The organism is Streptomyces shenzhenensis, assembly GCF_003688995.1.
In the GTDB taxonomy this organism is placed as follows: Bacteria; Actinomycetota; Actinomycetes; order Streptomycetales; family Streptomycetaceae; genus Streptomyces; species Streptomyces shenzhenensis_A.
Genome location: NZ_PENI01000020.1, coordinates 94269 through 115292 on the forward strand (window position 1 = coordinate 94269; position 21024 = coordinate 115292).

Below are 21024 nucleotides of genomic sequence, written 5' to 3' on the forward strand. Positions count from 1 at the left end.
GGCGTCGGAAGCACCCGCTGCCGACATCCCCTTCCGCTCACGGAGGCATTGATGTCCGGGCTGGTCGACGCGTTGGTGATCGTGGCCGTGGTCGCGCTGGTGCTCGTGCGGCAGTTCCGCGCTCGCCCCATCGACACCGACCGGCGCTGGTGGATCCTGCCCGTGATTCTGGTGATCGTCGCACTGCGCGAGCCCGGCATCATCGACGCCCACCACCGCACCGAGTCCGTCGCACTGCTCGGCGCCGAACTGCTCATAGGCCTGGCGATGGGCGCCGGCTGGGCCTGGACGACACGGATGTGGACCGAGTCGGACGGTGTCGTCTGGACGAAGAGCACCAAGGCGAGCGTGACCGTCTGGGTGGTCGGCATAGCACTGCGCGTCGGACTCTTCGGCCTCGGCGCGGCGCTAGGTATCCACCAGGACAGCTCGGCCCTGTTCCTCGCGTTCGCGGGCACCCTCGTCGTCCGCTCCGGAATCCTGGTCTGGCGTGCGCAGTCCCTCACCGCCGGGGCCGGCCGTGCCACGGCGTACGGTGACGCCATGCGCCGGTCGGCGTGGAAGGAGGGCGTGTGACGGAGAACGTCTGGACGCGCTGGCCCTCACGGGAGGCACTCGGCCGCGAGGGGATCACCCGGCCGAGACGCCTGCTCGCCTGGTCGGTGCGGGTGGTGGTGATCGGCGTGCTGGCGTGGGGTGCCTTCGACGCCCACCACGTCCACGGCTGGGGGACGGCCGCGGCGGTGGGCGGGATCCTCCTGACCGCGGTCCTGTCCTGGGGCTTCTACCGCACCACCTACGACCACCGGCTGTGGCCGTCCGTCGTGCTGATCGTTCTGCTCCTGGGCATGGCCGGGCTCGCGCAGGCCACGGCGTTCGAGGGCCCGGCGCTCGTCGTGTGGTGCGGCTGTGCCATCGCGGCGCTGGAGCGGTTCCCGCTCGGAGCGGCCCTGCCCGTCGCCGCGGTCGCCCTCGCCTCGTTCTCCGTGATCAACAACGATGTCTGGCTGACCACCGCCGCCATCGTGACGGGCATGGCTCTCGCGGGATACGTCATGCGGCTGGACGCCGAGGCACGCGGCGGCGCCCAGCGCCTGCTCGCGCAGGAGCGGGCCGCCCGGGCCGCGGAGGCCGAGTCCGCGGCGCTCGCGGAGCGGGCCAGGATCGCCCGGGAGATCCACGACGTCCTCGCGCACAGCCTGTCGGCCCAGTTGGTGCACCTGGAGGCGGCCCGGTTGCTGATCGAACGGGACGCGGACCGGGAGCAGATCCTCGAGCGGGTGGTGGCGGCGCGCGGCATGGCCCGGGACGGGCTCGCGGAGACCCGGCAGGCGCTGTCCGCGCTGCGTGGCGAGATGACCCCGCTGGAGGACTACCTGAGCGATCTGGTCAGAGTCGGCGACGGGGCCGAGGTCACCGTCACGGGTGATCGCAGACCGCTGCCCGTCGAAGCGGCACAGGCCGTGCGCCGGGTCGCGCAGGAGGCGCTGACGAACGCTCGCAAGCACGCGCACGGGGCCAAGGTCCATGTGTTGCTGGAGTACGGCGAGCACGAGGTGAGGCTGGACGTCAGGGACTCGGGTGGCACGGCGGGCGAACTCACGCAGGCCGGCGGCGGGTACGGTCTGCTGGGAATGCGGGAGCGCGCCGAACTGCTGGGCGGCTCGTTGGAGGCCGGGCCGGACAAGGAGGGGTTCGCGGTGACGTTGAAGGTGCCCGTATGACGGAGGAGGCAGGGAGGAAGCCCGCACGGGTGGTCGTGGTCGACGACCAGACCGTCGTCCGGGAAGGCATCGTGATGCTGCTCGGACTCCTGCCGGGCATCGAGGTCGTCGGCGCGGCGGGCGACGGGGAGGAGGCGGTCAAGGCGGTCGCCGAACTCGCGCCGGACGTGGTGCTGATGGATCTGCGGATGCCGCGCTGCGACGGGGTGGAGGCCACCCGCCGCATCCGGGCGGAGCACCCGGGGACCCAGGTCGTGGTGCTCACCACCTTCGCGGATGACGAGTCGCTGTTCCCCGCGCTCCGAGCGGGGGCACGGGGCTACCTCACCAAGGACGCGGGCGGCGACGAGATCGTACGCGCGGTGGAGAGCGTGCTGTCCGGGGACGCGGGGCTGTCGCCGAGCGTCCAACGGCGCTTGCTGGAGCGGCTGTCCGAGCCGGAACCGCAGCCGGTGCGCGCCGAGGCGCCCGACGGGCTGACCGTACGGGAGACCGAGGTCCTGGTGCTGATCGCGGAGGGGCTCAGCAACCAGGAGATCGCCCGCAGACTGCATGTCTCGACGGCCACGGTGAAGACCCACATCAACAACCTCTTCGCCAAGACCGGGGTCAAGGACCGTGCCCAGGCGGTGCGTTACGCGTACGGGAAGGGGCTGGTACGGCCGTCAGCGGACTGAGTCACCTGATGGGGTGAACAGCGGAGAGAAGAAGAGTCGGGGATCTTCCCGGTCTGTCCATCCTTGGGCATGCAGTCAAGCAACGGTCGTCCCGGCGGCGACCAGGGCGGTCCAGGCGGTCCAGAGAGTTCGGCCGAGCACCACGAGGCGGCACGCACGCCGTCCCGTGAGGTGGGCTACGACGATCCCTGGTACGACGCGCTGGCCTCGGGCTGGGGCGAGTTGGACGGTACGGGCGCACCCGCGCCCTTTGTGTCCGCGGCGCCGGAGGGGAGGGAAGCGGCGGCCGTTCGCACCCGCGATGTCTATCTGGAGGTGCAGCGCAGCGCGGCTTTCCAGGAAGTGCGCAGCAGGTATCGCAGGTTCGTGGTGCCCGGGGTCGCCGTCTTCTTCACGTGGTACGTGGGCTATGTGATCACCGCGACGACCGCGCCCGGTTTCATGGCCAGGCCCGTGGCCGGAGCGCTGAACGTGGCCATGCTCGCCGGGCTGGGACAGTTCCTGACCACCTTCCTGTTCACCTGGGCCTATGCGCGGCACGCGCGGCTGCGCAGGGACCGGGCCGCGCTTGATCTGCGGTGGGACACACAGGAACTGGCGCGCAGTGCGCAGGGCGGTGGGTCGTGACGGGGCAGCATCAGACGCTGGCGCTGCTGCTGTTCAGCGCGTTCGTGGCCGTCACGCTGGGGATCACGACCTGGGTGAGCCGCAGGCGACACGGTTCCGCGGAGGAGTTCTACGCCGGCGGGCGGCTCTTCTCGCCGATGGAGAATGGTTTTGCTATCGCGGGTGACTACATGTCGGCCGCGTCGTTCCTGGGCATCTCCGGGCTGATCGCGCTGTTCGGCTACGACGGGCTCCTGTATGCCGTGGGCTTCCTCGTCGCGTGGCTGGTGGTGCTGTTTCTGGTCGCCGAACTGGTGCGCAACTGCGGGCGGTTCACTCTGGCCGACGTGGTGGCCGCGCGGATGAGCGAGCGGCCGGTGCGGATCGCCGCGGGAACTTCCTCGGTCACCGTCTCCGTTCTGTATTTGGTGGCGCAAATGGTGGGGGCGGGCAGCCTGGTCGCGCTGCTGCTCGGGCGGACGGGCGCGGCGGCGCAGGCGTGGACGGTGATCGGTGTCGGCGCGCTCATGGTGGTCTATGTGTCGTTGGGAGGGATGCGGGCCACGACCTGGATTCAGATCGTGAAGGCGGTTCTGCTGCTCGGCGGGACCATCGTGCTGACCGTGCTGGTGCTGCTGCGTTTTCACGGCGACCTCGACCGGCTGCTGCGCACGGCCGCGGAGCGCAGCGGGCACGGGGACGCGTTCCTGGCGCCGGGCCTGAAGTACGGCGGGGACTGGACCTCCCGTTTCGACTTCATCAGCCTGGGGCTCGCACTGGTCCTGGGCACAGCCGGGCTTCCGCACATCCTGTCCCGCTTCTACACGGTGCCGACCGCGCGGGCGGCACGCCGTTCGGTGGTGTGGTCGATCGGGCTGATCGGAGGCTTCTATCTGATGACGTTCGTCCTCGGGTTCGGGGCGGCCGCGATCGTCGGGCCGGATGCCGTGCGGGACGCGAACGCGGCGGGGAACACGGCGGTTCCGCTGCTCGCCCTCGATCTCGGCGGCGGGGCGGACTCCACCGGTGGGACGGTGCTGTTCGCGGTCGTGGCGGCCGTGGCCTTCGCCACGATCCTCGCGGTGGTCGCCGGGATCACGCTGGCCTCCTCGGCGTCCGTGGCCCACGACCTGTACGCCTCGCTGCGGCGGCGGCGTGGCGAGGCGCGCAGCGAAGTCACCGTCGCCCGGGTGGCGGCGGTCGGCATCGGTGTGATCGCGATCGGGCTCGGTCTGCTGGCCCGCGACCTCAATGTGGCCTTCCTGGTGGGCCTCGCCTTCGCCGTGGCCGCGTCCGCGAACCTGCCGGTGCTGCTGTACTCGCTGTTCTGGCGCGGCTTCACGACGCGCGGCGCCGTGTGGGCCGTATACGGCGGGCTGGTGCCCGCGTTGGGACTGGTCGTGCTGTCCCCGGTGGTGTCGGGCAGCCCCGGGTCGCTGTTCCCGGCCGTCGACTTCCAGTACTTTCCGCTGGAGAACCCCGGCATCGTCTCCATCCCGCTGGGCTTCGTCGCGGGCTGGCTCGGCACCGTCACCTCGGACGAGGTCCCGGACGAGGCCAAGCACGCGGAGACCGAGGTGCGGTCGCTGACCGGGGCGGGAGCCGTGTAGGGAGAGTCCCCGCTGCGAGCCGTACCGGCGGGCGGGCGGGGGTGTCAGGGGGTCACCCAGGCGTACCGGTGCTCGGGGCGTCCCGTGTCGCCGTACTTCAGGGACAGACGCAGCCGGCCGGCCTGTTCCAGATGGCGCAGATAGCGCTGTGCGGTGGAGCGGCTCAGGCCCGTCTCGGCGGCGACCTCGTGCGCGGACAGCGGATGGTCGGCGCGGTGCAGGACCCCGCAGATGAGGTCGGTGGTGGGCTCCGAGTGGCCGCTCGGCAGGCCGGGTGAACTCGGTGTGGGCGCGGTGCGCAGCGCACTGAAGATCCGGTCGACCTGCTCCTGGCCCGCCAGACCCCGCCCGCCGACCCGGTCGACGGTGCGGCGCAGGGCGGCGTACGAGTCCAGCCGGGTGCGCAGCGCGGTGAACGTGAACGGCTTGACCAGATAGTGCAGCGCGCCCAGGCGCATCGCCTTCTGCACGGTCGTGACATCGCTGGCCGCGGTGATCATGATGACGTCGGTGCCATGGCCCTCTTCCCGCATCCGGTGGACCAGTTCAAGACCGGTCCGGTCGGGCAGGTAGTGGTCGAGCAGGACCAGATCGATGGCTCCGCGTTCCACGGTGGCCAGGGCCTGGGCAGCACTGTGCGCGCGGGCGGCCACCCGGAAGCCGGGAACCTTTCCCACGTACTTGGCGTTGATCTCGGCGACACGGAAGTCGTCGTCCACCACCAGGACGTCAATCATGGGGCCTCATTTCCTCAAGGCCAGGCGAGCGTTAAGCCCGTGTTTCGGCTCCGCAGTTGTAACGCGAGCAAAACGAGCACAAAAGGCTCCTGCGAGCAAAAGAACGGCTTGCGCTCAGAAGACTGCTGCTGTGGCCGGGGCCACACCTACGGTCCCGGGCCATGAGCGCAGACACCAGCCCCGCCATCGAGCTGCGGGGCGCGAGCAAGATCTTCAGGACCCCGTCAGGGGGTCTGCACACGGCTGTCCGGGGTCTGGACCTCACCATCGGGCGTGGTGAGTTCGTCGCCGTCGTCGGACCGACCGGCTGCGGCAAGTCCACCACGCTGACCCTGGTCAGCGGCCTGGAGGAGCCCACCGAGGGCGATGTGCTGGTGGCCGGGGAACCGGTCACCGGTGTCGGCGAGAAGGTCGGCTTCGTCTTCCAGCAGGACGCGACCTTCCCCTGGCGGACGGTCCTGTCCAACGTCATGGCGGGCCCCCGCTTCCGCGGCGTACCGAAGGCGGAGGCCAGGCAGAAGGCCCGCGAGTGGCTGGCCCGGGTCGGTCTCGCCGCCTTCGAGGACCGCTACCCGCACCAGCTCTCCGGCGGCCAGCGCAAGCGCGTCGCGCTCGCCGCGACCTTCGTCAACGATCCCGAGATCCTGCTCATGGACGAGCCGTTCTCGGCGCTCGACGTACAGACCCGGGCCCTGATGTCGGACGAGCTCCTGGAGCTGTGGGAGGGCACGGGCGCCTCGGTCGTCTTCGTCACCCATGACCTGGAGGAGTCCATCGCGCTGGCCGACAAGGTCGTCGTGATGACCGCCGGGCCCGCGACCGTGAAGCAGGTCTTCGACATCGACCTGCCCCGGCCGCGCAAGGTCGAGTCGGTGCGCCTGGAACCGCGGTTCATCGAGATCTACCGCGAGATCTGGGAGTCCCTCGGCGAAGAGGTCCGTATCACCCGTGAGAGGGGTGCGGCTCATGTCGCATGACGTCCTCAGCACCCCCGTCGTCGACACGGGCAAGACCACGGACCGCACCCAGAGCCGGGCCAGAGCCGCCCGCCGACGCAAGGCCGTCGTCATGGCCGGCCGGGCGCTGCTCCTGGTCGCCGTGCTCGGCCTGTGGGAGTGGTTCTCCCGGGCCAAGATCATCGATCCGTTCAACTTCTCGATGCCGTCGAAGATCTGGGACCAGATCTACACCTGGGTCACCCACGGGACGGCGCTCGGCTCACTGGGCGAGCAGGTCTGGTACACGCTGTACGAGGCGCTGCTGGGCTGGGTCATCGGTGTGGTCGCCGGTGTCGTGCTCGGTATCGCGCTCGGGCGGGTCGCCTTCCTCGCCGATGTCCTCGGTCCCTACATCAAGGTGCTCAACTCCATACCCAGGATCGTCCTCGCCCCGATCTTCGTGATCTGGTTCGGCCTCGGCCCCGCGTCCAAGGTCGCGTCCGCCGTGGTGCTCGTCTTCTTCCCGGTCTTCTTCAACGCCTTCCAGGGCGCCCGGGAGGTCGACCGCAACCTGGTCGCCAACGCCCGCATCCTGGGCGCCAGCGACCGGAGGGTGACCCTCCAGGTCGTCATCCCGTCGGCCACCTCGTGGATCTTCACCAGCCTCCATGTCAGCTTCGGCTTCGCCCTGATCGGCGCCATCGTCGGCGAGTACATCGGCGCCACCAAGGGCATCGGCCTGCTCGTCGCGCAGTCCCAGGGCACCTTCAACTCGGCCGGTGTGTACGCCGCGATGGTCATTCTCGCCGTCGTCGCGCTCGTCGCCGAGGGGCTGCTGACCTTCGCCGAACGGCGCATCTTCCGCTGGAAGCCGGCCGACTCCGACGACTGACGGCCCCCAGAGCCACCCCCCTTCCCCGCACCGCATTCTCACAAGGACGTGAACCGCCATGCGCAAGACCGCCAGACTCGCGGCGCTTTCCGCCGCCGGCCTGCTCGCCCTCTCCTCGCTCACCGCCTGTGCCAACGAAGCGGCCAGCACGACCGCCGACAGCGGCAGCGGCGGAGGCGGCAAGGGGGAGAAGGTCAAGATCATGGTCGGTGGCCTGGACAAGGTCATCTACCTGCCCGCGATGCTCACCCAGCGGCTCGGCTACTTCGGCGCCGAGGGCCTGAACGTCGAGCTGCTGAGCGAGCCCGCCGGTGTCCAGGCCGAGACCGCGCTCGTCGCCGGCCAGGTCCAGGGGACGGTCGGCTTCTACGACCACACGCTCGACCTCCAGGTGAAGGGCAAGTCCGTCGAGTCCGTCGTGCAGTTCTCGCACGCGCCGGGCGAGGTGGAGGTCGTCTCCAACAAGGCGGCCGGCGACATCAGCTCGCCCAAGGACTTCAAGGGCAAGAAGCTCGGCGTCACCGGGCTCGGGTCCTCGACGGACTTCCTCACCAAGTACCTCGCCGTCAAGAACGGGGTGAACGTCCACGAGTTCACGCCTGTCGCGGTGGGAGCGGGACCGACGTTCATCTCCGCGCTGGAACAGGGTTCCATCGACGGCGGCATGACGACCGACCCGACCGTGGCGACGATCCTGGACAAGAAGGCCGGCAAGATCCTCCTCGACATGCGCACCCCGGAGGGCTCGCAGGAGGCGCTCGGCGGCCCGTACCCGTCGTCAAGTCTGTACATGCAGACGGACTGGGTGAACAGCCACAAGGACACCGTGCAGAAGCTGGTCAACGCGTTCGTCAAGACGCTCAAGTGGATGTCCACGCACAGCGCGGACGAGATAGCGGCCAAGATGCCCGCCGACTACTCCCAGGGCAACAAGACCCTGTACGCGGAGGCGATCAAGAGCACGCTGCCGATGTTCACCGACGACGGCGTGATGCCGCAGAACGGCCCGGAGACCGTCGAGAAGGTCCTCAAGGCGTTCAACCCCAACATCAAGAACGCCCAGGTCGACCTGAGCAAGACCTACACGACGGAGTTCGTCGAGAAGGCCGCGCAGTCGGCCGGCTGACGCCCCGACCGGGAGCCGTCAGACGCGGGTCGCCCACACGTAACGGTGTTCGGGGCGGCCCGCGTCGCCGTACTTGAGGGTCAGCCGGGCCCGTCCCGTGCGCTCCAGGAGCTTCAGATAGCGCTGGGCGGTCTGCCGGCTCACCCCGGTCCGCTCGGCGATCTCCTGGGCCGACAGCGGGCTCCCGGCGTTCATCAGGCACTGGCGCACCAGTTCGGCGGTGGTGGGGGAGTGCCCCTTGGGCAGCTCCGGCTCCGACGGCGCGGACAGCGCCCCGAAGATCCGGTCCACCTCGCACTGGTCGGCCTCGCCGCCGCCGTCCAGGGTGCGGCGCAGCTGTGCGTACGCCTCCAGTTTGGTGCGCAGTCCGGCGAACGCGAACGGCTTCACCAGGTACTGCAGGGCACCGTGCCGCATCGCCGCCTGCACGGTCGACAGGTCCCGGGCCGCCGTCACCATGATGACGTCGGTCTGGTGGCCGCGCCGGCGCATCTCCCGGACGACCGCGAGGCCCGTCTCGTCGGGCAGACAGTGGTCGAGCAGGACCAGGTCGAGCCGCGGCAGCGCCTCCATCTGGCGCAGTGCCTCGGCCGCGTTGTGGGCCGCGCCCGCCACGTGGAAGCCGGGCACCTTCGCCACGTAGGCGGCGTTGACCCGGGCGACCCGGGTGTCGTCGTCCACGACCAGGACCTCGATCATCGGGCACCCTCCTCGGTGGCGGTCTCCGCGGGCGCCGTCAGCGCCGGCTCCAGCCCGTGCTCCAGCCCGTGCTCCAGCCCGTGCTCCGGCCCCGGTTCCAGGTCCGGCTCGGCCAGGGCCTCGGGCAGGACGACCGTGAACTCCGCGCCCCTGCCGCCCGCTTCGCCCACCGTCACGCTCCCGCCCTGCCGCTCGGCGAACCGGCGCACCAGGGACAGCCCGAGGCCGCGTTTGCCGTGCGCGGGCGGCTCCTTGGTGGACCACCCCTCGGTGAAGACCAGTTCGCGCTGCTCCACCGGGACACCGGGTCCCGTGTCGCGCACCCTGAGCACGGCCGTGCGTCCCTCGGCGCGCAGTTCGACCTCCACGCGCGCGTGGAGGGTTCCGGCGACGGCGTCGAGCGCGTTGTCGACCAGGTTGCCCACGACCGTGACCAGGCCCCTGGGCTCGATCAGCCGGTCCGGGAGCCGGGTGCGGTCCGAGACCCACAGGGCGACCCCGCGCTCGGCCGCGACCGTCGCCTTGCCGACCAGCAGCGCGGCGAGCAGCGGGTCCTGGATCTTCTCCGTGACCTGTTCCGCGGTGACCCGGTGGTCGCCGACCACCTCTCCGACGAACTCCACCGCGTCGTCGTACATCTCCAGTTCGAGCAGGCCGAGCAGGGTGTGCATGCGGTTGGCGTGCTCGTGGTCCTGGGCGCGCAGGGCGTCGATCAGGCCCCGCGTGGAGTCGAGTTCGCGGCCGAGCTGCTCCAGCTCGGTGCGGTCGCGCAGGGTGGCCACCGCGCCGCCGTCGCCGGTGGGCATCCGGTTGGCGACCAGCACCCGCTGGCCGCGCACGGTGAGCAGATCGGTGCCGGTCACCCGGCCGGCCAGGACATCGGTCGTCCGTCCCTCGCCCAGCGCCTCGTCCGGGGTCCGCCCGACGGCCTCGTCGCCGATGCCGAGCAGGCGCCGCGCCTCGTCGTTGAGCAGACGTATGCGGCCGGTGCGGTCGAGGGCGACGACACCCTCCCGGATGCCGTGCAGCATCGCCTCCCGCTCCGCGAGCAGCGCCGAGATGTCGGAGAAGGCCAGGTCCCGGGTCTGCCGCTGCACCCGGCGGGAGATCAGCCAGGCGGCCAGCGCGCCGACCGCGAGGGCGCCGCCGGCGTAGGCCAGCAGCCCCGGTATCGCGCTGAGCAGGCGGGCCCGCACGCTGTCGTACGCGATGCCCACCGAGACCGCCCCGATGATCCGGTGGTCGGCGTCGTACAGCGGCACCTTGCCGCGCGCGGAGCGGCCCAGGGTGCCGTCGTCGATCTCCATGACCTGCCGTCCGGCCAGGGCCGCGCTCGGGTCGGTGGACACGATGCCGCCGATCTCCGCGAGCGTGGTGTGCGACCAGCGCACGCCGCGCAGGTCCATGACCACGATGTACTCGGCGTGCGTGGCGAGCCGGATCCGCTCGGCCTCCACCTGCACCGGGCCGTCGATGGACGGCTCCGTGTGCTGGACGCCCTCGGCGATCTGCGGATCCTGCGCCGTGGTCTCCGCGATCGCCAGTGCGCGGCGCATCGCCTCCTGGTCGAGCTGCTTGCTCAGCGGGGCCAGGAACAGCCCGGTGGCGAGCACAGCGACCCCCGCGGCGATCGTCACCTGCATCAGCAGGACCTGCGAGAACGCCCGCCGCGGCAGACCGAGACGCAGACGGCGTCCGGGGGGAGTGGGGCTCATACCCATGACGGTACGTGGGCGGGCGGACCGAACCGTAGGGGGGTGTGGCGCGGATCTCCTGACAGATTCTCGGGGAAGCGGGCCGGCTCCCGGCGGACGGGGTCAGCCCGCCAGGGCCGCGGCCGTCAGCGCGCGCACGGACACCACGTCCATTCGCGCCGGTGTGCCCAGCGCCGAGACGCCGCAGCTCTCCGGGCGCGGCGGCAGCGAGGCGCCCTGGGCCACGATGACGCGCCAGTGGCGGCCGTCGGCATGGGCCACGGTCACCGCCCAGCGGGGCGCCGCGCCGTCGGTGCGCACGACGCTCAGCGCCTCCGCCGTGTACTCGCCCTTCGCCGCGCGTACGGCCAGTTCGGCCGCCTGACCGGGTCTGTCCCAGGCCGAGTTTCCGCGGCACCCCTGGACGACGATCCGCTTCTCCTGGACGCCTTGCAGGACTTCCTTGACCGTGTGTGCCTCGGCTCGCCCGTACGAGTAGCCGTACGGCAGGACGAGCACCGTAGGCGAAAAGCGATGTCCACCCAAATGGGTGACTTCCCATACGCCAGGTACGCCGGAAGTGGTGAGTTCGCTCGCGAGGGGACGGCCGAGCAGCGCGCAGCAGCGGTCGCGCTTGCCGTTGGTGCAGACGAGCGCGAGCGGGCCGGTGCGGTGCGCGCGACCGCCGAGCGCCGCGTCGAACGAGCGGTGGTCGCCCGCGCCGAGGGCGGCGAAATCGAGGTCGAGGAGTTTGCGCGGGTCGCGGGTCGTGGTGGTACGCAGCCACACCTTTCCGGGAACGGTGTGGGCGGCGTACACCCGGCGCTGAGCTGGGGTTCTGGGGTCGGCGTGGCGCCCGGGGCGCCGGATGAGCGCGATCCTCACGCCGGTGTCGCCGGTGGCGGTTTCCAGGGCGCGGCCGAGCGCGCGGTCCAGATGGCTCGACGTGAGCGCCTTGGCCCCCCAGGGGCCGGGTTGTTCCAGCAGCAGCCATGTCGTCGCCATGGCCGCCGTACCGGAGATGGGCTCGTCGAGGCTCCGGGAGACGGTTGCGCACGTACTCACAGAGGTGAGCCTAACCTGACTTTGCCCGGGGCGACTTCCGGCCCACCGTCCCCGCCCACGCCCTGAACCGGCCCGAACCGCGAGAGCCCCGGGCCCACGTAGTGGCCGTTGGGGCGCATCCGCAGCGGGTCCACATCGGCGTGCGGCGGGTGTGACGGACCGTGATGGCGACGATGTCGTGGGCCGCGAGGCGGGCGGGTTCCGCGCGCGGGGCGTGCTCCGGGAGCGCGAACAGGGCATGCGCGCGTGAGGTGAACACAGGGCACGCGCGCATGGGTCCGCGCCCCGTGATGCGGCGGTCGGCGCGGTGTTCGGCCGCGATCACCGGAACCGCGCTGCCCTCGTCCAGCGGATCGGGCAGCGACCGGTGGGCCAGTCCGCCGGCAGCGCCGTGCAACGGGCCCTCGAGCACGCCCAGTCCGGCAGAGACGACCGCATGGACATGGGCCCGGGCCGAGGTGACGACCCGTACCGCGAGCGTTGCGGCGGCCAGGTCGTGGTCGGTCAAGAGGGAAAGTGCCGTGTCCAGGGCGTGCAGTGACGCCTCGTCGGGCGCACGGTCGGTCAGTCGGCCCCACAGGCGCAGAACGAGCCGGCCGCCGTCCCGGGCGTGCGGGCGGGGTGACAGGGTGACGGGGGCGGGATGAGGTGGCGGTATGCCTCGTAGGTGCCCTGGGGATGCTGTCCGGGCCGCAGCACGGCCGACTCGGAGATCATCCGGCCGGTGGCCCGTTCCGTCGGACCGCCCTGCCCGCGGCGGTCCCGGCGATGGGTTGAGGAAAGCCCAGCCCGCTGCCGAAAGTGCATCGAGCTGGGCCCGTGCGGGGCGCGGTTCATCCGCGGATCACGGTGCGCTCGCCTCGGCGGCGCCTCCCCGTGACCGGATGGCCGTGCCTAGGCGTCCGGAATATCGGCCTTCGCGCGCACCAGCGTCTCGCGGCTGATCACCACGATCCGCTCGTAGTCGGCGCGTCCGGCGTCCGGCGGCAGCTCGGAGTCGAGTGCCTCGGTACGGTCCGTACCGATCACCGCGAAATTCCCGTCCTGCAGTTCAAAGATGTCCGGGCAGGTCTGCCCGTTAACGCTCCCTCTTTCGCGAGGTGACGCACCAATGCGGCGCACGATCTTCAAGTCGATCCCGGTCCTTGCTTGAATCGGTCATGGGTGGTCCTCGTGCCGGGGCCGGAGCATGGGTGTGTCCGGAGGCGGCAACGATGTCTGAGCCTGCTGGGACGGTGGGTGTGCACGTGGCAGGCGGGGACAACCTAGCCTGAGAAGATCGCGCTTGGGGCTGGGATTTGTGTGTCTGAGCGGGTGATTCGTTTTTGCGGCCCTACTCGTCTTTGCGGAGCCCTATCCTTCGTGCGGAGCCCTGTTCTTCGTGCGGAGCCCCTCCTTCTCCAGGGCCTCACTCCTCGGCGGGACGGTCGCCCACCACCCACCACTCGTCCGTGTCGGCCTCGTCCAGCTCCGTCAGCAGGTCGTCGGTCATCTTGCCGATCTCGGCCTCTTCGGAGCCGTCCCGCAGGCTCGCCCGGTGGTGGCGCGTGGCCTCCCAGTAGGCGCGGGCCGTCGGGCTCTGGAACAGCACACGGACGTAGCCGCGCAGTTCGGCCCGGGTGAGCAGGCCGATCCGGTAGCCGTGCAGGGCGTGCACGTACAGGGCGTTGGCGAAGAGATACTGCTTCTGCACCCGAGGCGGCACGTCGCCCTCGTAGGCGTCGAGCACGGGAAGCAGATCGTGGTCCTTCATCGCCGCGAGCAGGAGCTGCCGGTGATCGCGCTGGTACTCGATGCGGTCCGCCCGCCGGGACGCCTGCCGGCGCTGATCGTCCAGGGCGTCCAGCCGCCGCAGGATCTCGGCGTTCGTGCGGACGAGCGCCTCCAGGGCGCGGCGGTACGCCAGGAGGGACGCCGCGGTCCCGGTGATCGAAAGTGCGAGGACCGCGGTGACTGAGCCCGGCCCCCAGTTCCCCGTCTTCCGTGTGGCCATGTCAACCCCCGAATCAGGCGGTCGTCCGCCGGTCGTCGGGGTGCGGGGCTACAGGAGGGGACCGGCGAGCGGTGGGCGGCGCTAGCCGTCTCCCAGAGTGTGCCGAGCGGCTCTGATCGGCGGGGAGGCGGAGAGGCGGCGCACGGAGGGAAGCGAGGGTCGCACACTCCGGCGCCTGCCCATCGTCTGCCCGGCGGTGGCTGCTAACAATCGTTCACTTCGTGGAGTTCTCCCTGCTCGTATCCTGGATCGCCATGCCATCCCGTCCGTGCGTCGGGCCGTGAGCCCCGGTGCACGCGTTCGCGTGAGAGAGGTCGCACAGTGGGGCACCGCCGCAGTCCGCAGCAGATCCCGGTCGTCGTACTCGCCGGATTCCTGGGCTCCGGGAAGACCACGCTCCTCAATCACCTCCTCCACCGCAGCGGCGGCAGCCGCATCGGGGCGATCGTCAACGACTTCGGCGCCGTCGAGATCGACGCGATGGCCGTGGCGGGCGCGCTCGGCGACTCCACGGTCTCGCTGGGCAACGGCTGCCTGTGCTGCGCCGTCGACGCGAGCGAGCTCGACGCGTACCTGGCCCGGCTCGCCGCACCGGCCACGGGCATCGACGTCATCGTCATCGAGGCCAGCGGGCTCGCCGAACCCCAGGAACTCGTCCGGATGCTGCTCGCCAGCGAGCATCCGGGGATCGTGTACGGCGGGCTGGTCGAGGTGGTCGACGCCGCCGAGTTCGACGCCACCCGTGCCCGGCACCCGGAGATCGACCGGCACCTCGCCCTCGCCGACCTGGTCGTGGTCAACAAGCTCGACCGGGCCGAGGACGGCGCGCGGGTGCTCGGCCTCGTCGGCTCGCTCACCGACGGCGCCGCTGTCGTGCCCGCCTCCTACGGCCGTATCGATCCCGAGTTCCTCTTCGACTGCAGGCCGGTCGGGGAGCGCATCGGGCAGCTGACCTTCGACGACCTGCACGAGCACGGCGAGGACGAGCACGCCGGTCATCTGCACACCGGCTACGACAGTGTGTCCTTCGTCTCCGAAGTGCCCCTGGACCCGCGCCGGTTGATGCGGTTCCTGGACAGCAGGCCCGAGGGGCTGTACCGGATCAAGGGGTACGTCGACTTCGGGGCGTACGACGGCCTCAACCGGTACGCCGTGCACGCCGTCGGGCGGTTCCTGCGCTTCTACCCCGAGCCGTGGGCGGGGGCCGGGGAGCGGCTGACCCAGCTCGTCCTCATCGGCTCCGGCATCGACACCGGCGCCCTCGGCAGGGAGCTGAGGGCCTGCGAGAGCGACGCCCCACACACCGACGAGCACGGCATGTGGGGCGTCCTGCGCTATGTGGCGGCCCCGGACGAGCAGGACCCCGGGCGGTGGACCGCCGAGGAACCGGACCCCGGGGATCCGGACCCCGAGGATTCACCGTTCCTGGAGCCCGCCGGGCCTTCCGAGCCGTCCGGCGCGTCCGCCCAGTAGCCGATCCGGGACCCTGTCCAGCCGTCCGAGGCGTCCGTTCGGCCGCCCCAGAAACCCGTCCAGGGAAGCCCGGCCGGAGGCGTCCGCCTAGTAGACCGGGCCCGCGACCACCCACACCGTCTTCGGCAGCGACGTGCCCGAGCCGTCGCGGCGTGGGTCCAGCTCCGGCAGGTCGACCGGCGTGCCGTTCTTCTGCGCGGCCCGCGCCGGGACGGCGCCCGCCCAGGCCAGGGACAGGCAGTCCTCGCCCTTGAGGAACCGGTGGCAGCGCACGCCGCCGGTGGCCCGGCCCTTGCGCGGGTACTGGTCGAACGGGGTCAGCTTGGCGGTCGTCTGCACCGAGTCGTCCAGCGTGCCGCGCGAGCCCGCCACCGTGAAGACCACCGCGTCAGCGGCCGGGTCGACAGCGGTGAAGGTGATCACCTTGACGCCCTCGGCGAGCTTGATGCCAGCCATGCCGCCCGCCGGCCGGCCCTGCGGGCGGACCTGGGAGGCCTGGTAGCGCAGCAGCTGTGCGTCGTCCGTGATGAAGACCAGGTCCTCCTCGCCGGTGCGCAGCTCCACCGCGCCGACGATCCGGTCGCCCTCCTTGAGCGCGATGACCTCCAACTCGTCCTTGTTGGACGGGTAGTCGGGCACCACCCGCTTGACCACGCCCTGCTCGGTGCCGAGCGCCAGGCCCGGGGACGACTCGTCGAGCGTGGTCAGGCAGACCACCGTCTCCTCGTCCTCCAGGGTGACGAACTCCGCGACGGGCGCTCCTCCGGCGAGGGTCGGCGGCGCCGCCACCTCCGGCAGCTGCGGCAGGTCGACCACGTTGACCCGCAGCAGGCGCCCGGCGGACGTCACCACGCCCACCTCGCCGCGCGCCGTCGCCGGTACCGCCGAGACGATCACATCGTGCTTGGCGCGCTTGGCGCCGGTGTCCGCCGGGAAGGGCTCGCCGTTCGCCGTCCGGGCCAGCAGCCCGGTCGAGGACAGCAGCACCCGGCACGGGTCGTCGGCCACCTGCAGCGGCACCGCCGCGACCGGGGAGGCGCCCGCCTCCAGCAGCAGCGTGCGGCGCGGGGTGGCGAACTTCTTGGAGACCGCGGCGAGTTCGGCGGAGACCAGCTTGCGCAGCTCGGCGTCCGACTCCAGGATCCGGGTCAGCTCCGCGATCTCCGCGTTGAGCCGCTCCTTCTCCGCCTCCAGCTCGATCCGGTCGAACTTGGTCAGTCGGCGCAGGGGCGTGTCCAGGATGTACTGCGTCTGGATGTCCGACAGCGAGAAGCGCTCCATCAGCCGCGCCTTCGCCTGCGCGCTGTTCTCGCTGGAGCGGATCAGCCGGATGACCTCGTCGATGTCGACCAGGGCGGTGAGCAGGCCCTCCACCAGGTGCAGCCGGTCGCGTCGCTTGCTGCGGCGGAACTCCGAACGGCGGCGCACCACGTTGAAGCGGTGGTCGAGGTAGACCTCCAGGAGTTCCTTCAGGCCCAGCGTGAGGGGTTGGCCGTCGACCAGGGCCACGTTGTTGATGCCGAAGGACTCCTCCATCGGCGTCAGCTTGTAGAGCTGCTCCAGGACCGCCTCGGGCACGAAGCCGTTCTTGATCTCGATGACCAGGCGCAGGCCGTGCTCCCGGTCCGTGAGGTCCTTGACGTCGGCGATGCCCTGGATCCTCTTCGAGCCGACCAGATCCTTGATCTTGGAGATCACCTTCTCCGGCCCGACGGCGAAGGGCAGTTCCGTGACCACGAGGCCCTTGCGGCGGGCGGTCACCGTCTCCACGGACACCGTGGCGCGCATCTTGAACGTGCCCCGGCCGGTCTCGTACGCGTCGCGGATGCCGGAGAGGCCGACGACCCGGCCGCCGGTGGGCAGGTCGGGGCCCGGCACGTGCCTGATCAGGGCGTCCAGGTCGGCGTTCGGGTGCCGGATCAGGTGCCGGGCGGCCGCGATCACCTCGCCGAGGTTGTGCGGCGGCATGTTCGTGGCCATGCCGACCGCGATCCCCGACGCGCCGTTCACCAGCAGGTTCGGGAACGCGGCGGGCAACGCCACCGGCTCCTGCTCCTGGCCGTCGTAGTTCGGGGCGAAGTCGACCGTGTCCTCGTCGATCGAGTCGGTCATCAGGCTGGTGGCCTCGGCCATGCGGCATTCGGTGTACCGCATGGCGGCCGGCGGGTCGTCGTTGCCCAGCGAGCCGAAGTTGCCGTGGCCGTCGACCAGCGGGACGCGCATCGAGAAGGGCTGGGCCATGCGCACCAGGGCGTCGTAGATGGACGCGTCTCCGTGCGGGTGAAGCTTGCCCATGACGTCGCCGACGACACGCGCGCACTTCACATAGCCGCGGTCGGGGCGCAGGCCCATCTCGTTCATCTGGTACACGATGCGGCGGTGCACCGGCTTGAGGCCGTCGCGGGCGTCCGGCAGGGCACGGGAGTAGATGACCGAGTACGCGTACTCAAGGTAGGAGCCCTGCATCTCGTCCACGACGTCGATGTCGAGGATTCTCTCCTCGAACGGTTCGTCTGGCGGCGGGGTCTTCGTGCTGCGGCGGGCCATCGCTGCCGGCTCCTCCTGTTTTCGGTCGCTCGCCTACGGGGCGTTCGTGCGGAAGCGTGAAAGTGATCTGATGCGGACCATTGTGGACCTCGACACTGACAACCCGGGCCAGGCCCCGGTGTCGGCCGGTCCGCCCCGGCGCCGCAGCTGCCGCGGGGGGCCGCCCCGCGGCACGACCCCCGCAGGCTACGCGATCCGCTGTGGGCGTACGTCCCGCGGGAACTTCGCCCAGGGCGCGCACGCTTGCATACAGTGGCAGGACTGGCAGGAAAACCGCGGTTTCGCGACCGCATCCGCGATCGAAGGGACGTACATGCCCATGGGTCACACGGCCACAGCCGAGGCAGGCTCCGGGGGCCTGACAGCGACCGAGCACCGCCTGGCCAACGGTCTGCGCGTGGTGCTCTCCGAGGACCACCTGACCCCGGTCGCGGCGGTCTGCCTCTGGTACGACGTCGGCTCCCGCCACGAAGTCAAGGGGCGCACCGGTCTGGCTCACCTCTTCGAGCATCTGATGTTCCAGGGCTCCGGGCAGGTGAAGGGCAACGGGCACTTCGAGCTGGTGCAGGGCGCCGGCGGGTCGCTGAACGGCACCACCAGCTTCGAGCGGACCAACTACTTCGAGACCATGCCCGCCCACCAGCTGGAGCTGGCCCTGTGGCTGGAGGCCGACCGCATGGGCTCTCTGCTGGCCGCGCTCGACGACGAGTCCATGGAGAACCAGCGGGACGTCGTCAAGAACGAGCGCCGCCAGCGCTACGACAACGTGCCCTACGGCACCGCCTTCGAGCGGCTGACCGCCCTCGCCTACCCGGCGGGCCACCCGTACCACCACACGCCCATCGGCTCGATGGCGGACCTGGACGCGGCCACCCTGGAGGACGCGCGCGCGTTCTTCCGCACCTACTACGCGCCGAACAACGCCGTACTCTCCGTGGTCGGCGACATCGACCCGCGGCAGACGCTCGCCTGGATCGAGAAGTACTTCGGTTCGATCCCGTCCCACGACGGCAAGCCCGAGCCCCGCGACGGCTCGCTGCCCGAGACCATCGGGGAGCAGCTGCGCGAGGTCGTGGTGGAGGAGGTCCCGGCCCGCGCCCTGATGGCCGCCTACCGGCTGCCGCAGGACGGCGCGCGCGACTGCGACGCGGCCGACCTGGCGCTCACCGTCCTCGGCGGCGGCGAGTCCTCCCGCCTGTACAACCGGCTCGTGCGGCGGGACCGTACGGCGGTCGCGGCCGGGTTCGGCCTGCTGCGGCTGGCCGGCGCGCCCTCGTTGGGCTGGCTGGACGTGAAGACCTCCGGTGACGTCGAGGTGCCGGTCATCGAGACCGCCATCGACGAGGAGCTGGCCCGGTTCGCCGAGGAAGGCCCCACGGCCGAGGAAATGGAGCGCGCCCAGGCGCAGTTGGAGCGCGAGTGGCTGGACCGGCTCGGCACGGTCGCGGGCCGCGCCGACGAACTGTGCCGGTACGCCGTCCTGTTCGGTGACCCGCAGCTCGCCCTCACCGCCGTGCAGCGCGTCCTGGAGGTGACCGCAGAGGAGGTCCAGGCGGTCGCCCAGGCCCGGCTGCGCCCGGACAACCGCGCGGTGCTCGTCTACGAGCCGCTCTCCGCCGAGTCCGCGGAGCACACCGAGGACGTGGACGTCCCCGAGGACCCCGAGTCCGAAGCCACCGTCGAAGCCGGCGACAACAACGAGGAGGCGGCCAAGTGACCGAGCTCGCCGCGATGGAGTTCCACCCGCAGCCCCGCGCGGGCGAGGCGAAGCCGTGGGCCTTCCCGGCCCCCGAGCGCGGCACGCTGGACAACGGCCTGACCGTGCTGCGCTGCCACCGCCCGGGCCAGCAGGTCGTCGCCGTCGAGGTGCTGCTGTCCGCGCCCCTGGACGCCGAGCCGGCCGGTCTCGACGGCGTCGCCACGATCATGGCGCGGGCCTTCTCGGAGGGCACCGACCGGCACTCCGCCGAGGAGTTCGCCGCCGAACTGGAGCGGGCCGGCGCCACGCTGGACGCGCACGCCGACCACCCCGGCGTCCGGCTGAGCCTGGAGGTCCCGGCCTCCCGGCTGGCCAAGGGCCTCGGGCTGCTGTCCGACGCGCTGCGCGCCCCCGCGTTCGCCGACAGCGAGGTGGAGCGGCTGGTCCGCAACCGCCTCGACGAGATCCCGCACGAGCTGGCCAACCCGTCCCGCCGCGCCGCCAAGGAACTCTCCAAGGAGCTGTTCCCGGCGGCCTCGCGCATGTCGCGCCCGCGCCAGGGCACCGAGGAGACCGTCGCCAAGATCGACGCGGCGGCCGTGCGCGCCTTCTACGAGCGGCACGTGCGGCCCGCGACGGCCACCGCCGTGGTCGTCGGCGACCTGACCGGCATCGACCTGGACGCGCTGCTCGGCGCGTCCCTGGGGGCCTGGACCGGCGCCACGTCCCAGCCGCGGCCGGTGCCGTCGGTGAGCGCCGACGACCGCGGCCGGGTCGTCATCGTGGACCGTCCCGGCGCCGTCCAGACGCAGCTGCTCATCGGCCGCGTCGGCGCCGACCGGCACGACCGGGTCTGGCCCGCACAGGTGCTCGGCACGTACTGCCTCGGCGGCACCCTCACCTCCCGGCTGGACCGCGTCCTGCGCGAGGAGAAGGGCTACACCTACGGGGTGCGCGCGTTCGGCCAGGTCCTCAGGTCCGCCCCGGACGGCACGGGCGTCTCGCTGCTCGCCATCAGCGGCTCCGTGGACACCCCGAACACCGGTCCCGCGCTGGCCGACCTGTGGACGGTGCTGCGCACGCTGGCCGGGGAGGGGCTCACCGACACCGAGCGCGACGTCGCCGTGCAGAACCTGGTCGGGGTGGCGCCGCTGAAGTACGAGACGGCGGCGGCCGTGGCGAGCACCCTCGCCGACCAGGTGGAGCAGTACCTGTCCGACGACTACCAGGCGACGCTGTACCAGCAGCTGGCCGCCACCGGCACCGTGGAGGCCACCGCCGCGGTGGTGAACGCGTTCCCGGTGGACCGGCTGGTGACCGTCCTGGTCGGCGACGCGGCGCAGATCAAGGAGCCGGTCGAGGCGCTCGGCATCGGCGAGGTCAACGTGGTGTCCGCGGAGTAGCCCCCGGGTGGTTCGCGGTCCGGCACACGCGCGTGGGGCCCTGACGACCGACCGGTCGGCAGGGCCCTTCCGTCCCCCCGGGGTGTCCGAATTGTGGTGAAGATTGCGTGTCTGCCCTGTGGGATGTGCTACAAACGCCCG

18 protein-coding genes and 1 pseudogene are annotated in these 21024 nt (G+C 71.3%); 11 read left to right on the top strand and 8 right to left on the bottom strand.

Going from position 1 to position 21024, the window contains the following annotated elements; translation table 11 throughout:
* Positions 1-51 precede the first annotated feature (51 nt).
* The 5 genes from CTZ28_RS27690 (at position 52) to CTZ28_RS27710 (ending at position 4617) form a co-directional block, all read left to right on the top strand.
* Positions 52-576 (top strand): CcdC protein domain-containing protein, encoded by a 525-nt coding sequence (locus tag CTZ28_RS27690; RefSeq protein ID WP_121892432.1) that lies wholly within the window; start codon positions 52-54, stop codon positions 574-576.
* Complete coding sequence (locus tag CTZ28_RS27695; protein WP_121892433.1) at positions 573-1724, top strand: sensor histidine kinase; 1152 nt, start codon at positions 573-575, stop codon at positions 1722-1724. The genes CTZ28_RS27690 and CTZ28_RS27695 overlap by 4 nt, the downstream gene beginning before the upstream one ends.
* The gene (locus CTZ28_RS27700) at positions 1721-2401 is read left to right on the top strand and encodes a response regulator (RefSeq protein ID WP_121892434.1); all 681 of its coding nucleotides are present in this window, start codon (positions 1721-1723) and stop codon (positions 2399-2401) included. The genes CTZ28_RS27695 and CTZ28_RS27700 overlap by 4 nt, the downstream gene beginning before the upstream one ends.
* Positions 2402-2470: 69 nt before the next feature.
* Entirely contained in the window at positions 2471-3028 is a 558-nt protein-coding gene (locus CTZ28_RS27705; protein WP_121892435.1) for a DUF485 domain-containing protein, read from the top strand.
* Entirely contained in the window at positions 3025-4617 is a 1593-nt protein-coding gene (locus CTZ28_RS27710; RefSeq protein ID WP_121892436.1) for a solute symporter family protein, read from the top strand. Before CTZ28_RS27705 ends, CTZ28_RS27710 begins: the two co-directional genes overlap by 4 nt.
* Positions 4618-4661: 44 nt before the next feature.
* Here the strand turns inward: CTZ28_RS27710 and CTZ28_RS27715 are convergent, their stop codons facing one another.
* A complete protein-coding gene (locus tag CTZ28_RS27715; protein ID WP_121892437.1) occupies positions 4662-5354 on the bottom strand; it encodes a response regulator in 693 nt (230 codons plus the stop codon).
* A 161-nt stretch (positions 5355-5515) separates the two neighbouring features.
* Between CTZ28_RS27715 and CTZ28_RS27720 the strand changes: the two genes are divergently transcribed.
* From CTZ28_RS27720 to CTZ28_RS27730, 3 genes are read left to right on the top strand one after another with little or no spacing between them, the layout of a single operon-like run.
* Entirely contained in the window at positions 5516-6331 is an 816-nt protein-coding gene (locus CTZ28_RS27720) for an ABC transporter ATP-binding protein (RefSeq protein ID WP_121892438.1), read from the top strand.
* On the top strand, positions 6321-7184 hold the full coding sequence (locus tag CTZ28_RS27725) for an ABC transporter permease (RefSeq protein WP_121892491.1): 864 nt from the start codon (positions 6321-6323) through the stop codon (positions 7182-7184). The genes CTZ28_RS27720 and CTZ28_RS27725 overlap by 11 nt, the downstream gene beginning before the upstream one ends.
* A 58-nt stretch (positions 7185-7242) precedes the next feature.
* Positions 7243-8310 carry an ABC transporter substrate-binding protein gene (locus CTZ28_RS27730; protein ID WP_121892439.1) on the top strand — a complete coding sequence of 356 codons (1068 nt, stop codon included), beginning with the start codon at positions 7243-7245 and terminating at the stop codon, positions 8308-8310.
* 18 nt (positions 8311-8328) lie between these two features.
* On the opposite strand, the gene CTZ28_RS27735 is transcribed toward CTZ28_RS27730, so the two are convergent.
* From CTZ28_RS27735 to CTZ28_RS27760, 6 genes and pseudogenes are all read right to left on the bottom strand, one after another.
* Positions 8329-9009, bottom strand: a complete 681-nt coding sequence (locus CTZ28_RS27735) for a response regulator (RefSeq protein ID WP_121892440.1) — start codon at positions 9007-9009, stop codon at positions 8329-8331.
* Positions 9006-10724: a sensor histidine kinase gene (locus CTZ28_RS27740; RefSeq protein ID WP_183154614.1), complete on the bottom strand. Its 1719-nt coding sequence runs from the start codon at positions 10722-10724 to the stop codon at positions 9006-9008. Before CTZ28_RS27740 ends, CTZ28_RS27735 begins: the two co-directional genes overlap by 4 nt.
* 102 nt (positions 10725-10826) lie before the next feature.
* Entirely contained in the window at positions 10827-11768 is a 942-nt protein-coding gene (locus CTZ28_RS27745) for a sucrase ferredoxin (protein WP_121892442.1), read from the bottom strand.
* A pseudogene (locus tag CTZ28_RS27750) lies at positions 11765-12486 on the bottom strand (citrate/2-methylcitrate synthase); the annotation flags it as partial. The gene CTZ28_RS27745 and the pseudogene CTZ28_RS27750, both read right to left, overlap by 4 nt.
* A 176-nt stretch (positions 12487-12662) precedes the next feature.
* A complete protein-coding gene (locus CTZ28_RS27755; protein WP_121892444.1) occupies positions 12663-12899 on the bottom strand; it encodes a hypothetical protein in 237 nt (78 codons plus the stop codon).
* 277 nt (positions 12900-13176) lie between these two features.
* Complete coding sequence (locus tag CTZ28_RS27760; RefSeq protein WP_220795412.1) at positions 13177-13761, bottom strand: DUF6082 family protein; 585 nt, start codon at positions 13759-13761, stop codon at positions 13177-13179.
* 321 nt (positions 13762-14082) lie between these two features.
* Between CTZ28_RS27760 and CTZ28_RS27765 the strand changes: the two genes are divergently transcribed.
* A complete protein-coding gene (locus tag CTZ28_RS27765) occupies positions 14083-15234 on the top strand; it encodes a CobW family GTP-binding protein (RefSeq protein ID WP_121892445.1) in 1152 nt (383 codons plus the stop codon).
* Between the two features lie 87 nt (positions 15235-15321).
* On the opposite strand, the gene CTZ28_RS27770 is transcribed toward CTZ28_RS27765, so the two are convergent.
* Complete coding sequence (locus tag CTZ28_RS27770) at positions 15322-17781, bottom strand: DNA gyrase/topoisomerase IV subunit A (protein WP_121892446.1); 2460 nt, start codon at positions 17779-17781, stop codon at positions 15322-15324.
* 313 nt (positions 17782-18094) lie between these two features.
* On the opposite strand from CTZ28_RS27770, the gene CTZ28_RS27775 reads away from it, so the two are divergent.
* Positions 18095-19498: a M16 family metallopeptidase gene (locus CTZ28_RS27775; RefSeq protein ID WP_121892447.1), complete on the top strand. Its 1404-nt coding sequence runs from the start codon at positions 18095-18097 to the stop codon at positions 19496-19498.
* A complete protein-coding gene (locus CTZ28_RS27780) occupies positions 19495-20883 on the top strand; it encodes a M16 family metallopeptidase (protein ID WP_121892448.1) in 1389 nt (462 codons plus the stop codon). The genes CTZ28_RS27775 and CTZ28_RS27780 overlap by 4 nt, the downstream gene beginning before the upstream one ends.
* The last annotated feature ends 141 nt before the right edge of the window (positions 20884-21024 follow it).